The sequence below is a fragment of the Desertivirga brevis genome, from assembly GCF_017355835.1.
The window spans coordinates 227,402-243,549 of sequence record NZ_JAFEWF010000008.1 but is presented as its reverse complement, the minus strand read 5'-3'; the positions used below and the strand labels follow the sequence as shown (position 1 = coordinate 243,549).

12 protein-coding genes are annotated in these 16,148 nt (G+C 40.8%); 4 read left to right on the top strand and 8 right to left on the bottom strand.

The window, feature by feature from the left end; translation table 11 throughout:
• Both J4N25_RS18675 and J4N25_RS18670 read left to right on the top strand, forming a co-directional pair.
• Positions 1–1,395 (top strand): RagB/SusD family nutrient uptake outer membrane protein, encoded by a 1,395-nt coding sequence (locus J4N25_RS18675; protein WP_207423318.1) that lies wholly within the window; start codon positions 1–3, stop codon positions 1,393–1,395.
• Between the two features lie 16 nt (positions 1,396–1,411).
• Positions 1,412–2,914, top strand: a complete 1,503-nt coding sequence (locus tag J4N25_RS18670; RefSeq protein WP_207423317.1) for a TlpA family protein disulfide reductase — start codon at positions 1,412–1,414, stop codon at positions 2,912–2,914.
• Between the two features lie 82 nt (positions 2,915–2,996).
• On the opposite strand, the gene J4N25_RS18665 is transcribed toward J4N25_RS18670, so the two are convergent.
• The 6 genes from J4N25_RS18665 to J4N25_RS18640 form a co-directional block, all read right to left on the bottom strand.
• Positions 2,997–5,909, bottom strand: coding sequence for a response regulator (locus J4N25_RS18665; RefSeq protein WP_207423316.1), 2,913 nt, complete (start codon positions 5,907–5,909; stop codon positions 2,997–2,999).
• Positions 5,910–6,183: 274 nt separating this feature from the next.
• The gene (locus tag J4N25_RS18660) at positions 6,184–7,470 is read right to left on the bottom strand and encodes a peroxiredoxin family protein (protein ID WP_207423315.1); all 1,287 of its coding nucleotides are present in this window, start codon (positions 7,468–7,470) and stop codon (positions 6,184–6,186) included.
• A gap of 119 nt (positions 7,471–7,589) precedes the next feature.
• Positions 7,590–7,772: a BF3379 family histone-like protein gene (locus tag J4N25_RS18655; protein ID WP_207423314.1), complete on the bottom strand. Its 183-nt coding sequence runs from the start codon at positions 7,770–7,772 to the stop codon at positions 7,590–7,592.
• Positions 7,773–7,992: 220 nt separating this feature from the next.
• A complete protein-coding gene (locus J4N25_RS18650) occupies positions 7,993–8,802 on the bottom strand; it encodes a universal stress protein (RefSeq protein ID WP_207423313.1) in 810 nt (269 codons plus the stop codon).
• Between the two features lie 111 nt (positions 8,803–8,913).
• Positions 8,914–9,915 carry a glycoside hydrolase family 43 protein gene (locus J4N25_RS18645; protein WP_207423312.1) on the bottom strand — a complete coding sequence of 334 codons (1,002 nt, stop codon included), beginning with the start codon at positions 9,913–9,915 and terminating at the stop codon, positions 8,914–8,916.
• Between the two features lie 69 nt (positions 9,916–9,984).
• Entirely contained in the window at positions 9,985–11,361 is a 1,377-nt protein-coding gene (locus J4N25_RS18640) for an aspartate kinase (RefSeq protein WP_207423311.1), read from the bottom strand.
• 170 nt (positions 11,362–11,531) lie between these two features.
• On the opposite strand from J4N25_RS18640, the gene J4N25_RS18635 reads away from it, so the two are divergent.
• Entirely contained in the window at positions 11,532–11,957 is a 426-nt protein-coding gene (locus tag J4N25_RS18635; RefSeq protein WP_207423310.1) for a hypothetical protein, read from the top strand.
• Between the two features lie 76 nt (positions 11,958–12,033).
• Here J4N25_RS18635 and J4N25_RS18630 read toward each other — a convergent pair whose 3' ends face one another.
• Entirely contained in the window at positions 12,034–13,284 is a 1,251-nt protein-coding gene (locus J4N25_RS18630; RefSeq protein WP_207423309.1) for a hypothetical protein, read from the bottom strand.
• Positions 13,285–13,752: 468 nt separating this feature from the next.
• On the opposite strand from J4N25_RS18630, the gene J4N25_RS18625 reads away from it, so the two are divergent.
• On the top strand, positions 13,753–14,112 hold the full coding sequence (locus J4N25_RS18625) for a nitroreductase family protein (protein WP_207423308.1): 360 nt from the start codon (positions 13,753–13,755) through the stop codon (positions 14,110–14,112).
• A gap of 1,005 nt (positions 14,113–15,117) precedes the next feature.
• On the opposite strand, the gene J4N25_RS18620 is transcribed toward J4N25_RS18625, so the two are convergent.
• Positions 15,118–16,140 carry an LLM class flavin-dependent oxidoreductase gene (locus J4N25_RS18620; RefSeq protein ID WP_207423307.1) on the bottom strand — a complete coding sequence of 341 codons (1,023 nt, stop codon included), beginning with the start codon at positions 16,138–16,140 and terminating at the stop codon, positions 15,118–15,120.
• Between the last annotated feature and the right edge of the window lie 8 nt (positions 16,141–16,148).

Below are 16,148 nucleotides of genomic sequence, written 5' to 3'. Positions count from 1 at the left end.
ATGAAAAGATTCATTTTAAAAAATATAACTGTCTTTGGAAGTATACTCATAGCGCTATCCTCCTCATTGTCTTCTTGTAAAGACTATGTCGATATACCGGTCTCGGATAACTCCATTTATTCAAAAGATGCATTTTCTACAGATGCTTCAGCTACCAGTTCTGTATTAGCCTTATATTCATCTGACCAAACCAGGAGCAATATTCTGAATCTTAATTATCTTGGAGGCATAAGTTCTGATGAAATGGTTTACCTGCTGCAAACGGATATGGGTATTGCAGACTTCGGCACGAATACAATATCGCCTTCGAACGGACTCATAGCGAGCCAGCTATGGCAATATCCCTATGGCGTGATTCGTATGGCCAACCAGGCAATCGCTGGATTGGATGGACCTAATTCAGTAAATCCTTCATTAAAAAACCAGTTACTCGGCGAATGTTATTTCTGGAGAGCTTACCAACTTTTCAACCTTACCAACATGTTTGGAGGAGTTCCGATTCCATTAAATTCAAACCCCTTGGATAATGTTGGGGTCCCAAAATCTTCAGTAGCCGAAGTTTACGCGCAGATCCTGAAAGATCTTACAACAGCAAAAGACCTTGTGGGGGACGCTTATCCAAGTACGCTCAGAGCAAGGGTGAATAAGTCTGTCGTTTCTGCTTTCCTTGCAAGGGTTTACCTTTACAATAAAGACTATGCAAATGCCGAAAAAGAAGCCAGCACTTTGATCAGTCAGACCTCAGTTTATACGCTTCCCTCACCGGCAACAAATTTTATAAATACCAGCACTGAGATCATTATTCAGCAGGCTACCCAATTCGGCAATTCAACTATTGCTGCAAATTACCGTTCCACTGCACCTAATAAACCTGTTTACGCATTAAGAAATCAGTTTGTGAATACAACTTTCGAGATAGGTGATGCCCGTAGAACAAATTGGATAGATGAGGTAGTAAACGGTAGCGAGATTACGTACCGGATCAACAAATACAAACTCGCCACAGCCAGCGCTACTACTACAGGGAACGAGTTCAATGTAATGTTCCGGTTAGCAGAGCAGTACCTGATCCGTGCAGAAGCAAGATTGCAACAAAACAACTTGACCGGTGCAAATGAAGACCTGACTACCCTTAGAACCCGGGCCGGCTTAGGAAATAAATTCGCAGGACAAACGCTCAATAAAACTGCTTTAATGGATGCCATAGTGCAGGAACGTAAGGCAGAACTCTTTGGTGAATTTGCACATCGATGGTTTGACCTGAAACGCCTCGGTCTTGCAGATGCAGTGTTGACTCCTTTAAAACCAGGATACAAAACAGATTACCAGCTCTACCCCATCCCAGCTTCCCAATCGCTGCAAGCCGGGTACGAACAGAATAAAGGATATAATTAAACAATAACACTATATAATGAAAACAAAGATCTTTAAGGGAGCAGCTATTGCAGCTGCCCTTTTTGTAGCCAGTACAGTATCGGCTCAAAAAAACAACAGTACGGAGAGTTTAAGAACAGAGCTTGAAAAACTACTTAATTCAAAAGAAGCATCCTCAAAGGCCGAGCTTAATTCCAGGCTTCGCACCCTTGCAGCTAGTAAGAATGAACATGAAATGATACTTGCAGCTAATTACTATTATCGCTTAAATAATATAAAAACAAGCGATTCTATAGTGGCGGAGCAAACTAAGAAATTCCCCGTCGGTATAAGGGCAAGAAGTATCGAACTGCAAAAGATCACATCCTTGAAATCGGCTGCAGAAATGGAAAAGGCTTTTAATCTGGCATTGAAAAAATTCCCGCCACAGAAGTTTGCGACTGGATCGATAGATGATGGGATAGAGTATGATTACGTAATAGCTCAAATAGCTCAAGTTTATGCTACTGAGAAAAATCCCGAAAAGGCGACAAAAATGATCAATCAGCTTTATGCAGATTTTTGGAAGGGCAATGCGTATAGCGGGCTAACACAGGCATTTTATAAGGCGGGCGACTTAGCGAGGGCCACGAAATACGCAAGGCTTGCCATGGAAAATGCCGAGTCGTACACCAATGATAAGAAAGGTAATAGTAATGCAGCACGCTTTGCAGCTTCCGGATACCCGGGATTAACTAGTACGTATGCAAACATGCTGTTTGAACAGAAAAATTATAGCGAAGCTTTGATCTATACAGAGAAGGCTTATAAAAGCGTACAGGGACTAAATCCGGGACTAAACTTTCGTTATGCTACTATTTTGTCTAACCTAAACAGGAATGAAGAGGCTTATGCAGCTATGGAACAGGTAGTTAAAGCGGGAAAGGCCAATCCAGCCATGGGTGACTTGTTCAAATCACTTTACATCAAAGTAAAGGGTAGCGAGGCTGGTTTCTCTGAATATGCAGGAGCCCTTAGAAAAAGCTACCTGGAGGATCTGAACAAAAGACTAGCGAAAGAGAAAGTAAACGAAAAAGCTCCTGGATTTAGCCTGACCGATATCAACGGAAAATTGGTTTCGCTGGAGGAATTAAAAGGAAAAGTAGTAATCCTCGACTTTTGGGCAACATGGTGCGGACCTTGTAAAGCGTCATTCCCAGCCATGCAGATGGCGGTTAACAAATACAAGAACGACCCAAACGTGAAGTTCCTGTTTATCCACACTTGGGAACGCGGCGGCGATGCAACAAAAGAGGCTAAAGATTACGTAACAGATAATAAATACAGTTTTGATGTTTTAATGGATCTGAAAGATCCTCAGACTAAAGCTAACAAAGTGGTAAGCTCCTACAAGGTGAGTGGGATACCGGCGAAGTTTGTTATTGATGGAGCAGGAAATATTCGCTACAAACTTACCGGCTTTGACGGAAGCAATGAGGCAGCTGTCGATGAAATTTCTGCTATGATAGAATCGATATCTGGTACAACAGCGGTGAACTAATAAAGCTAATTTAACAATAAAGGGAGTGGCATGGGCCGGCTCCCTTTTATTAAGAAATGTAAACCTAACAACTATTTAACGTCTACCTCCTAACCGGAACCGATTCCAGCACCTTTATTAAAGCGTCTAGATTGATTGGTTTTGAAATATAGTCGTCCATTCCCGCCTCAAGGCATTGTACCCGGTCTTCATTCATGGCATTCGCCGTCATTGCTACAATGTAAGGCTGCTCAATGGAAAGGTTCTGCCGTATTACCTGCGTTGCTTCCAGACCATCCATCTCGGGCATAAGCATATCCATAAACACGAGATTGTAACGAGTATTATTTACCATCTCCACCGCATGGCGACCATTATGTGCCAACTCTGGTTCATATCCTAATTTATTCAAGATCCTGAGGGCTAATTTCTGGTTGATCAGGTTATCCTCAGCAATTAAGATCTGTAAAGGATATCTAGCAGCAAAGTCATCAGAAAGCACCTGAGATTTAGCTTTTCCTGTCTGAACTTCCTCCTTCTTCTGCTTTAACTGCATCTGCACAACTTTATAAAGCTGCTGCTGCTTTACAGGTTTGGTGAGTACCGCACTGAAAAGTTCAGGGTATTTAGACATGCTTTCATCGCCAATAGAACTTAATAGGATAATTGATTGCGATGGGGTAATTTGTTTTATTAACCGAGCCAGATCAACACCATCCATTTCTGGCATCTGCATATCGGAGATCACCAGATCAAAACTTTCTTCTTTTAATATAGCAAGAGCCTCAGGGGCGGAATAAGCAACCTTCACAGCAAGCTTCCATAACTCAAGTTGGTTGCGAAGAATGGTGCAATTGTTAAGATTATCATCAACTACCAATATTCGCTTACCCTCTGTCTCACGACCAAAGGTAATGTAATGCTTAACAGAACTATCAGCTGCTTTAGATCGGATATTGAAATAGAAAGTTGTCCCTTCTCCTTCTGTACTTCTAACGCCTATATTCCCTCCCATTAGTTCCACCAGCCGCTCACTTATAGCTAAACCAAGACCTGTGCCCCCATATTTTCTTGTAGTAGATGAATCCACCTGAGAAAAAGCTTTAAACAATCTATTCAGCTTATCTTCAGGTATTCCAATTCCTGTATCTGAAACCTCAAAGCGAATATCAAGGTCAATAGTTGAACTATTGTCCCTGTAAACATTAATAAATACCTCACCTGCCTTCGTAAACTTAACTGCGTTACTAACCAAATTGATCAATATTTGACGCAGCCTTAAACTATCCCCAATAATAGTTGCAGGCAAGCGGTGATCGATCTGATACATAAGGTCAATTCCTGCCTGAGCAGCTTTTCCTGCAAACACGTCCATTACGTTTTCTATGCATTGTCGCAACTCAAATTCGTGTTGCTCTATCTCCATGTGGCCGGATTCAATTTTGGAGAAATCTAAAATATCGTTGATAACGCCAAGCAAAGCCTCACCACTTGTATTAATTACCTGAACATATTCTTCCTGCTCATCACTCAGCTCGGTCTGAGCTAAAAGGGACGCCATTCCAATCACACCATTCATAGGCGTTCGTATTTCGTGGCTCATGGTTGCCAGGAAAATACTTTTTGCTCTATCCGCTCTCTCCGCTTCTGCCTGTGCCAGTTCTGCCTCAACACGTTTTGCATGTAGCTGCTCATTGAGCAACTGCAGGCCTTCTGATTGTACCTGAAGCTCTTCAGCCTGGGCTTGTAGTTCTTCAGATTGGGACTGCAGTTCCTCATTCAAATTCTGCAAAGTCTGCGACTGTACCAATAACTCCTCGTTCACCTCTTTAAGGTGTTCGGATTGATTTTGCAACTGTTGGTTCAGGCTAAGAACCTCTGAATTTTTTCGTTCCAGGGCTGAGTTTGACTTCCTGGCGCGCAACCAATGTCTTAATGCAACTATTCCAAGTATAACAGCGAGAATAAGAACAGCTACTATTACCCTTAAAATAAACTGTTGATTCTTATAGATTTTCTGCTGAAACTCCATCAGCGACTGCTGGCGGTTAATATCTTCCTGCTGTTCACTAATTACTTTCCACTGGAGCTGCATTAAGTGAACATTCGAAGAATCGATAACCAGAGTTGGTAGTTCATTCTCCTTTTCGAAAGGAAGTTTTTTCAAAATTTTCACAGCCATTCTAATGGCCTCTTTCCCCCCTGAAGGATATAAAACACTGGCGTCAATTTTTCGTTCCGCCACCATTTGTATACCTCCATTTAGTGTTGGCAGAGCATCAATACCTATAAATGGAACCTTTTTATTAATTCCCAAAGAATCAAATACCTGACGGGCGGCAATTGCCATTTCATCATTATGGGCATAAACAGCATCAATATTTTCTAGCGAATCACGCTTCTGGAGCAATTGTTTTTTTGCAATAGACCTGTGCCAGTCACCCCTTACTTTCGATACTATCTTTATGCCCGGAAAAGCTTTTATTCCTTCTGAGAATCCCCTCCCTCTGTCCCTTGCAGGCGAAGAATCTTCATTTCCCATAATTTCCAGTACTCTTGCTTCCTGTTTTAAAGTACCCAGGTATTTACCTGCTATTTTCCCTATTTGGAAATTATCGCCACCAACGAAAGCTGTGTAATGATCAGAAGCAATTCTGCGATCGAGAATAATAACGGGAATACCTTTCTTGAAAGCTGCCTCGACAACAGGAGTCAACGGTTCTGTTTCGTTTGGAGATATTATCAGGAGGTCTGGCTTTTGAGAAATTAACTCCTCAATTTGATTAACCTGCGTTGTGCTGCTTCCCTTTGCATCGTGAAAAACCAGGTCTACTTCAGGGTGGAAAGACAATTCCATCTTTACATCCTCCATCATCTTCTTGCGCCAATCGTTATCCCCTGTACACTGGGAGAATCCAACGGTGTATCTTATTTCCTGTCTCTTCTTACAGCAAACAAGACACAAAAACAAACACAAACTTAATAGCTGATAGAACTGACCTTTTAACCCTGGCATATCAATTAAAGATGGCATTAGAAAGCTCCCTTTCCAGTTGTCTGCTTACACACATTCTAATGCCAATTTGTTATACTGGACACTTCGAGATTATGTTTCAGCTAAAAGTGCGTTATAAGTGAGTCAGAGCTGATATTTGGATTAATTCGTCAATATTCTGCTTACTAAAAGAATTTTACACGTGTGGATCTTATTATTGATCACCCGGTCGATTATGCTTCCTTGGCTGTACCCAAGCAGGGCAATAAAACGAAATCTAAAATCGACAGGTGTACTACTTTTTCATCAGCAAGGTTTCTACTTCCTTATTAAACTCTGTTTTGAACTCCTCATAGTACTTACCCGTAGCGGGACCATTAAAGCCTGTATGAATTTTAGTAACATTTCCATTCCTGTCTATAAAAATTGTTGTGGGGAATGCCACAAAATTCTCCAGAGCAGGTAGCGATTTGACAACGGACTTCTTGTCAGTAAGTCCCCCGATCAGTTGTGTATATTCGATCCCATACTTCTCCCTTGACCGACTCAACACTTTTTTTAAGTATTCAGGATCGGCTTTTCGTTCATAGTAAACCGATATCACTTCTATTCCACGGGCTTTGTTCTGCTTGTACCATGGGGCAAGAAATGCTGTCTCATCCATACAGTTAGGGCACCAGGTTCCAGTCATTGTTAAAATAACAGGTTTATTTCTAAACCTTTCATCCTTAATGGAAATCACTTTTCCATCGACATCAGGGAGATTAAAGTCGAAGCTTTTATTGTCCTTCTTCACCTGCGTTAAAGAAAACGCATCAGGTAATTCGGCGTCAGGATTTCTGGTTCCCCTGATCCTTGACTTGCCAGAGGCTGTTTTCGATTCTCCTTCAAATGTATTCTGATCAAGAAAAGCTCCTGTTATCAAATGAGGTCCGGTACCGATAAATGAGGACAACCTGAATTCCTTACCCGAAACTTCACCTTGAAGGAAACGTGCATCGCCAGTGGTTCTTAAGAAAGTCCCCGTTAGCTTGCTTGCCTCTTGTTGAAATACACCTACTGTTTTGCTTTCTACACCTTCATCGTTGGTGAATACCACGTCCCACTTTCCATTTAAGTCAACCTGTGGTTTAATTGGGGAAGAAGTAAAGCGATGTGTTTTCCCAAATTCGGCAATCGTTTTCAGGGGTAGTCCCGGGTGATCTGCTAAAATGGGCTCCCCCTTAGCATCTACTTGCAGTGGAGTTCTTTCATCTTGTCTCCTTAGTAATCCTGATAACCTATTTTTTCCTATAACCATGAAAGCCAACTCATTTTCAAACTGATCGATGGGGATAATAATAGAGTCCTTTTTGAAAGTCACCCTATCGGCAGGTGAACGTTCAGCTCCGTTTATCAGGAAAACTTTAGGATTAGAAGGACTGCCTGTGACTTCAAAATTGAAAGGCACTTCCGATCCATCCCTAAGAAAGAATACTCCACGCCACTTCCCTGCAATAAGAGATGTTTGCGCATAAGACATACCTGTAGCTAGGACCAGGCCCCAACAGCTAACATGCTTAACTATTGATATTAGTTTCATATTCGGATAAATTGCAAAATCATATACTAAAACACCTCATTCACCCGTCATCAAGAGGTTTTATAACAAAAAAAGGTTGCCAGTAACCCGACAACCTCCCAAAACATTTTTGATTGTTCTTATTCTTTTTCTTTATTTTTCAACTCACTAACCTCTGCCCTACCTTCTTGAGCTGCATTCTTGATTTCTAGATAAGCCTTACGTAAACGAGTACCTGCAGCCTTATTTCCTTTTTCGTAAAATGCAGTTGCATCAGCCTCTGCTGCAGCAATCAATTCTTTTAGTTTTGCAAATGATGACATAGTTATTTTAGTTTTAATACCCCTAAGGTAGTATTTATCGCGGAATTAGAGGAATTATTGAATTTTCTGGTGCTATTATCTTAAAAATTTCAACCCCGGATACCCGCTAAAATAAGTAAACCGTAATGGCAATCAGTAAATTCACCTAATGATCCAATTTCAAACTTACCTTATTTATACCCTTTAGTTTCCAAAAACCACCGCCTATTTCTAATAATAGTTATTTGGTTCCATTAAGGATAAGTACAGGAAGGTAGGTGTGCAAGGCAAAATCTTTAGTTACACTTCGATGGTACAGGCGCTCCAAAAAACTGTGTTTTTTACCAATAACTGCAATTAATTGAACGTGTTGGCAAATAGCAAAATCAAGCAAGCCTTCAGTCACATTAGAAACATTAATATAATGATATTCTGGCTGTTCTCTTTCAAACATTTTCTGTAATTCTGCCAGTTCAGCGTTCACATCAGGATCAGGTTCCTCAGAACTCCATACATTAACTATGATTAGCTGTGCCTTCAACTCATTAACAATCCACTTCACCGCTTCGGTAGGGGTAGATTTAGACACCTCGTTCAAATCTGTCGCGAGAGCCAGCTTCCTAATCTCTGCAAATTTCGCAGTTGAAGGAATCAGGATGATAGGGATAGGTAACTTTTCAATAATATTCAAAGTGTTACTTCCAACAATAGCTCTTTCTATCCTTCCTTTTCCCGTTGTTGACATAACGACCAGATCTACATCATGCCGTTCGACAAGATCCATGATCCCATCAGGAAGAAGAAATTCATTTAAATAAAACTCTATAGCAGTAGTCTTTTTTACGTAGGGAAAAAGTCTTTTTTTAAAGCTCTCTAATAAATCCTTAGTCTGCTCATGTAAAAGCGGCAGTTCAGCGGCTCTGGATGGTAATGTTTTTGAGTGATATAAGATGATGGAGGAAACGTGAGTTGTGTTAGTTAGATTAGCGGCCCAAAGTGCAGCATTGAAGGAGGATTCGGAAAAATCTGTAGGAATTAATATAGCTTTCATAACCGGTCTAATTAAAATACAAACCAAAAGTTTAACAGTCCCTACCGATAATTGATTTGGGGAAGTAGAAAGCTGTTCATTATAGACCGGTAGTTCGGTCGCCTGAATTTTCTAATTTGGATTATAAGCTTTCCCGATGACCATTTTATCACCAGAAAGATCAACCTCAAAAAAATGAGGTATACGGATATACCGTCCATTTACATCCTTATGGCTATGAATACACATTAGTTGTTTTCCTTCAAAGGTCTTAAAAAGCATACCGTGACCGAAATTTGGCGGAGTGATGGGCTCTTTTTCCTGTACCCAGGGGCCATCCAACTTTCCTGTTGCTGAATATGCAACACCTTGCGTATAATCGCTATGGATCCAGCTGGTCCAAATCATACCAAGACGACCAGTGCCTGTTTTAAAAAGATATGGCCCATCAGTTACCCTGTTCGGCTTGTCTTTACCATTTTGGTCCTTCTCCCGGCTCCAGGGAGAATCGCTTGCTCGGAATAATACTTTTCCCTCACCTATGGTTCCGCTGAAATCCGGTTTTAATTCAATTTTCTCAATTGTACCGTCCCAGTTCTGAAGCCATTCATAGCAATAGACCATATAAGACTTGCCATCTTCGAACCAAAGTGTGGCATCCAGGGTAGGTTTGTTGGCCGGAAGATAAATAGAATCTTTCATTGGAATATAAGGCCCCTCTGGCTTATCGCTCACCAGAACATGACACGCACGCCTTTCGATTTCATTACCCCTATAATTGCCAATTTTTACTTCCTGATTAGTGAAGGTGGCGAAGTAATAATACTTCCCCTTATAAGGATGGATCTCCGCTGCCCAGATCATTGGTTTTGGCCCCATCCATGAACCGGGATCAGTATTAGTAACCTTGAATGGACCGTCCCAATATTTGAGGTCTCTACTCTTCCATAAACGACCTCCTGTGCCCGTCATGTAATACATCTTCGTTGCGCTGTCGGGGAAAATAAAGGGGTCGCTTAGCGTGATAGAATCTATAGGAACATTTTTTCGTACAGGTCTTTCCTGTGCTCTACCTTGTATCTGAACTGAACTAAGAATTATTAAAACAAGAAAAAGTGCCTTCGATATTCTCATAGAATTTACGCTTAAATGGTAGTTAGGCTAAAGTAGTAATATTTATAGGAGTATTAATAAAGTATCCCTTTACCCAACTACATCATTTAATGCGATTATGGCCGTTTTAAATTGTTCGCGGGCAATGATAAACTGAATATTTACTTTCCTGAGGGCAACTCCAGCACTTATAATATTAATTTCCTTTCTTGCTAAGGCTGTTGCACTTTTTGCTAAAAGACCAGGCTGATCCATATTAGAGCCCAGCAAACAGACCATTGCCACAGGTTCTAATGTGATCTTTTCGAAAAGCAGCTCAAGATCGGCGATAAGCTGGTCTTTAAAATCAGATTCCCATATTACTATAGAAATACTGTTGGCGCTGGTTGCCTTAAAGGTATAGCTTACCTCGTGCTTCGCAAAGATCTGCATGATCTGCAAATCGCTTCCTACATTTCCAACCATCAAAGGGTCATAAACATCGATCAGCAAGAATTTATCGATCCCGGTTATCACCTCTACCCTTTTAAGTACAGATACATATTCCCTTGTGATCAAAGTGCCGGGATGGGCAGGTTCAAAGGTATTTTTTATTCTTAAGTTGATCCCGCTTATCTCCAAAGGTTTCGAAGCCTTTGGATGAATAGCTTCCATCCCCACATCTGCAAGCTGATCGGCGATGTCATAATTTGTGTAGCCTACAGGCTTAACGTTTTCAATTCCTACGATACCTGGGTCTGCAGTTGAAAGGTGATACTCTTTATGAATGATGGCTTCCTCAGGCCTAAGAATTCCTGCAATTTTACTGAAAGTCACTTCCGAGTACCCGCGATCGAATTCGCGCATAATTCCTTCCGTCCCTTTTGCATAACCGGTAACGATACAAATGCAGGTATTAAGATCTATGGCTGAAAAAGTTTCCTTTATACGTTGGTCGATAGTAAAAGGACGTTGATCTCCAAAACCTCCAAGATCTACGAATACAGCGTTAACTTCCCTTTTACGAAGAATACTGGTAAGAACAAATGCCGAATGTGTTTCACCAATAGATGCCAGAATTTCCCGGGCAGCCAGCAGTATACCCTCCCTGCTTACATAGCCTGAAGCAAGGATATTAGCGAGGTTCTCCAGGTACCCTTGCGCGGTGAGCACATGATTTTCAATAAAGGTATTTGCTGCCGCTAGTTCTAATCCAAGATGAGAGTAAGATTGGTTGATCTCTTTAAGGCGGAAAACCAATTGCTGAAGTGGTTGATGAAAATCTTCGTTATTAGCCAAACGATGATACACTCCGGGTTCTCCTGTTTTCTTATCTTCAAGAAGCAGGTTGGTAACCCCAGAGAAAGCCGATACAACGAAAACACGATTATAAAGTTCCTCTCCGGAGCGGTTATAAAAAATGATATTATCAATCACCTCAGAAAGAGCACTCATGGATGTGCCCCCAATTTTTTCTACTGTCAGCATATATTACAATGAAAGGGCGAAGCTATAATTAATTCCAGATATTTTCACCGATTCCTTCCCCTCCTTTACCGAGAAGGTGGCCCCTTCAGCCTAATTCAGCTTCTCCAGCCTCTATTCCTACCCTACCTTTGATTCATCAAAACGAAACAAAAACATTAATAATAAAAGATATGAAAACTTTAACTACTATCGCCGCAGCTTTCTTTATGATGATCTCTCTTAACTCTTTTGGCGCCGACAAAACATCAAGCTACAAGGTAAGTGTCTCCAACAACGCAAAGAAGTTCGTAAGTTCAATCTCCGAGGGTAATATTGAGGGTTTGAAAGATATCTTAGATAACTCCCTGACCCTTCGTTTTACTCGCGGTATGGAAATTAGAAGCTACGGTAAACAAGAGGTATTGAAGGCATTGAAAGATGCAGGCGAAGTAAAGCAGGACTGCAGCGTTGCATACCAGAACCAGGAGAATGAAGACGGACAAAGCACAGTATTGATAAGCATGAAGTATGAGAACTTCACTAAAATGACCCGCCTTACATTCAAAGACACCAAAAAAGGTGCAATGATCAGCAAAATTGCCAGCTGGTACGAATAAGGATATAAAAAATGCTTTTTTAAAGAGCCCGGTACACGAAGAACCGGGCTCTTTGTTCTACTATATTTGATTAGTCTTACTGAAACTTAACTACTACCAGTTTCTTCTCCTGTTTGTCGTAGTAAGCAAACTGATGGAATTTATTAGCGACAAAAACAGAAGAGCCATCCTCGGGAATTTTAATAGCTGTTGAATAATTTTGGATCTGTTCGGCTACTGACGGCTGCATTGAACCCTCAATATGCTTGCCTGAAGTTGGATCAGTGAGAACCTTAAACCTTGTGACCCTACTCCATGATGAGCCTGCTCCAAATGATTGATAAACCATCATACCTGATCCTCCCATCGGCATAAATGTTCCTGTAGGTTGTGTTATTCTTTTATAAGCCCCCACAGTGATCTCATCTTGGTTCTTTACATTGCGCACCGCAGTAATTACAGGATTCCCACTAGTGATCTTTCTTAAAAATTGCTTTGTCTTTGTAAGCTCCCGGCTAACATTCATGGAATAGACAGTTCCGCCTCCGTCTTGTGTAATGGCTGTATTTCTAAACCTTATGGTATCTTCGGCAAACGTATAATATTTTGCAATTTGAATCCCCGTATTAAAGTCATTTATAGCAACACCCAACCCGGTGGGACTAGCAACAACCGAATAAAGGCGGGCTTCGAGAAGGAAGGAGTTGAACTTAGGCGCATATTCATCTTCTAAGTCTTTAAACTTCCTTTTTATAACCCTGAAGCTCGTCTCACTCGACTTTAGGTTAAAAGTCAAAAGCTTTAGCAATTGTTCCTCCTTATCCATCAGCAATACCAAACTATCATTTCGTAAATACAATTTATTTGGAGCGTCTGCAACATCAGCCTCGCATTCTACTTCCGGATCCACAACGGCTATATCAGCAGCCCGGGAGAAACCGCCAGAAAAAGACGAAAGTTCGTTCCATAAACTACCATTCTCCAAATTCTTATTCATGCCGTTTGTAGTAAGATCAAAACTAAGTTTTTCCATCTTTTCTCCCCCTTTAAATTTGTAGACATTAAATACGGGGTTTTTCTTGGATGCAGTAATGTAAAGAAAACTATTGGACCCATTAAGATGGCCGAGAATCTTTTCTCCCTTAAATTCCAGCTCGAATGGTATTACTTTTATTGCCCCGGTTTGTATGTCAATTTCTGTATTGATGATCTGCGAGGCATATTCGGGCTTCAAAAAAATCTCTAATTTTCCATTATTAATAAATCCACCTAAAAATTGGCCACCTCCCGCCGTGGTCTCAAATTCCTTAATCAGTTGCATCTTATCGTCAAATAAAAACGCCTTCAAACGTTCATCATTCTTTAGTAAGACACAGGTGCTACTTCTTGTAGAATCAGAAATACTTTTAATCCTTATCGGACCATGACCGGCCCTCCAACCTATATTTTTTTCAAAAGGTTTATCTTGGCATAAGGCTACTTGATAAAAGAAAATCGAAATGGAAACAATTAATACTCTAATAAAAATGTGACGGTTCACGGTCATTGAATTTGAAAGCCTAAAGATAAGAAGATTACTTTAAAGCTCCACTCTTACATCCCCCCCTTAAACTTTTATTCCAGGTTGTTCAGAAACTTAAAATCGAAATTAAAGCCTTTTTGCTCGAAGAACCTAATTGTTTCCTCTTAATAAAGATCATTATAATGCAGGTTTCTATGTAAATGCAAGAGAATCATCGCAGTCGTTGGCAGATGGAGTCCATTCATAAAATCAAATAATTGGGTAAAATTTCAACTGGCGCTACGCTACAAAAAAATGATTGGTTCAAAGATTTCGAACGAAAAACTCAACTACATATTCGAAGCTGCCAGACTAGCTCCCTCTTCTTCCGGATTACAGCTCTATCAAATTTTTGTGATCACTAATAAGGAGCTCTTAGAAGAAATAAAAAAGATAGCTTATAATCAAAGTCAAATCACTGATTGCTCACATCTTCTGGTATCTGCAGCTTGGGACGGATATAGCGATCAACGAATTTCCGAAGTTTTTAACTTTATAGTGGAGGAGCGGGAATTACCTAGAGGTACAATGGATGATTACAAAAAACAACTATTGGATTTGTATTTCCCTCTTGGAACTGATTGGCAGGCGCAACATGCAGCTAAACACAACTAAGCAGACGTTTTGCAGTAGAATAACAATACCCAGGAAAATTGTTAATTTAAGTAGGGTTTTTCTCATATTGTTAGGTGGTGTTAATTGGATTTCGTTGGATAATATGGTCTTTTCAAAGATTGGTATTGACGTATTTAGCCCATTTAGTGGAAGTAGCGTTTTCTTTCGCAAAGGAATGTAGTGAATAACTAAGCGAGAAGTTGAATTGTAATTGCTGGGATAAGAGAAAGAATAAATTCATTGATAAGGGAGGAGGTAAAATCTGTATTTTTGGCGCAAATTGAGGCTGATCTACATAAAAAAGAATTTAACTAGAACATCACCCTTTGCCCAATATTAATACATGCTACCCAATAAGTACATTAAAATAATTGTGACCAGTATAATCCTTGCCTTCTGGATTTTAATCTTCTATTATGGATTAAGCACCGGACTAAACTTTGTGCTGTCTCTTCTTGGTATAATTATTCTGTTTGCCCTTTTGATATTGAATGGGATTTTGGTTTCGCGGGCAGAATCTAGAATAGTTTCGTTTATTATTCTTATGATCCTTGGCGTTGTGGCTCCCGCACTTTATATTATGACTAGTTCCGGTCATTTATAGGTATTTAGGCTTCACCAAATCGTTGAAATAAGATGAGAACTGGAATGGAATTTTCAAAGAATAGGAGAATGCAGGGTCGAAATCAATCTTAAAAAACAAGACCTTATCATGAGGACCAGGTCAACTAACCAATTAATACTCAAAGATAAAATACCCATATTAAGCCGACGTTATCTAAACTTTAATTCATCATTATAATTACGGATTAAATTTGTGCTAAGGTTTTGAACGCAAAGATGTAAGTCCCGAAGAACAGGAAGAATCTCTAAACGTGTTTGCAGATAAAAGGTGTCGCTGCTTTCCATATTGAAGTAGCAGCGAAATAAGTAAGAGCCTTCGCCATTGAATGCTTATCCTCTTCAATTGCGAAAGCTCCTTATTAATCGTTGATAGACATTATATTAGCGCCAACCTAGGGCAGGAGCTACATGCTCAAGTATTGATGATAATACATGTACATTGTAATCCACCCCGAGTGTATTGGGTATTGTCAGAAGCAAGGTGTCGGCTTCCTGGATTGCTTCATCCTCTGCCAACTCCTTAATTAGTTGATCTGGCTCTGCTGCATAACTCTTTCCGAAAATCGCTCTCTTATCTCTTTCAATATAGCCGAACTTATCGCTGCTTCCGCCTTCCTGACCGAAGTAGTACCGATCGAGATCACTTAATAAAGCAAATATGGAACGACTCACAGAAACGCGGGATTCACGCTGGTGCCCGGCTTTTTTCCATGCCTCTTTGTACGCCCTGATTTGTTCCGCCTGCTGTACATGGAAAGGCTTGCCGCTCTCATCAAATTTAAGCGTAGAGCTTTGAAGGTGCATTCCATTTTCGGCCGCCCACACTGCCGTGGCATTCGACGCAGCTCCCCACCAGATACGATCCCTTAGTCCTTCAGCGTGAGGCTCTAGTCGCAAAAGTCCGGGCGGATTGGGAAACATCGGGTATGGGTTAGGCTCGGCGAATCCAACACCGTTCAGTTTATCCAGGAACTCCAAAGCTTTCTTGCGTCCCATATCAGAGTCGCTTTCTCCTTCTGCGGGCTCGTACCCAAAATAACGCCAGCCATCGATCACCTGCTCAGGTGAACCTCTGCTAATGCCTAATTGAAGTCGCCCTCCTGAGATCAGGTCCGCAGCTCCGGCATCTTCAACCATATATAACGGGTTCTCGTAGCGCATATCGATCACCCCTGTTCCGATCTCTATTTTACTTGTTTTGGCACCAATTGCTGATAGCAATGGAAACGGAGATGCTAATTGAGCAGCAAAATGGTGAACGCGAAAATATGCCCCATCCAATCCGATCTCCTCTGCCGCAACAGCAAGGTCAATAGATTGAAGCAAAGTATCAGCTGCTGTACGGGTTTTGTAAGCAGGATGGCTAGCCCAATGGCCAAACGATAGAAATCCAATTTTCTTCATCGATACAA

Bases quoted from the DNA above. Each gene is read 5' to 3' on its own strand.
- J4N25_RS18645 (WP_207423312.1), bottom strand. From the start codon at position 9,915: ATGAGAATATCGAAGGCACTTTTTCTTGTTTTAATAATTCTTAGTTCA.
- J4N25_RS18660 (WP_207423315.1), bottom strand. From the start codon at position 7,470: ATGAAACTAATATCAATAGTTAAGCATGTTAGCTGTTGGGGCCTGGTC.
- J4N25_RS18670 (WP_207423317.1), top strand. From the start codon at position 1,412: ATGAAAACAAAGATCTTTAAGGGAGCAGCTATTGCAGCTGCCCTTTTT.
- J4N25_RS18625 (WP_207423308.1), top strand. From the start codon at position 13,753: ATGATTGGTTCAAAGATTTCGAACGAAAAACTCAACTACATATTCGAA.
- J4N25_RS18635 (WP_207423310.1), top strand. From the start codon at position 11,532: ATGAAAACTTTAACTACTATCGCCGCAGCTTTCTTTATGATGATCTCT.
- J4N25_RS18675 (WP_207423318.1), top strand. From the start codon at position 1: ATGAAAAGATTCATTTTAAAAAATATAACTGTCTTTGGAAGTATACTC.
- J4N25_RS18640 (WP_207423311.1), bottom strand. From the start codon at position 11,361: ATGCTGACAGTAGAAAAAATTGGGGGCACATCCATGAGTGCTCTTTCT.
- J4N25_RS18650 (WP_207423313.1), bottom strand. From the start codon at position 8,802: ATGAAAGCTATATTAATTCCTACAGATTTTTCCGAATCCTCCTTCAAT.
- J4N25_RS18665 (WP_207423316.1), bottom strand. From the start codon at position 5,909: ATGCCAGGGTTAAAAGGTCAGTTCTATCAGCTATTAAGTTTGTGTTTG.
- J4N25_RS18620 (WP_207423307.1), bottom strand. From the start codon at position 16,140: ATGAAGAAAATTGGATTTCTATCGTTTGGCCATTGGGCTAGCCATCCT.
- J4N25_RS18655 (WP_207423314.1), bottom strand. From the start codon at position 7,772: ATGTCATCATTTGCAAAACTAAAAGAATTGATTGCTGCAGCAGAGGCT.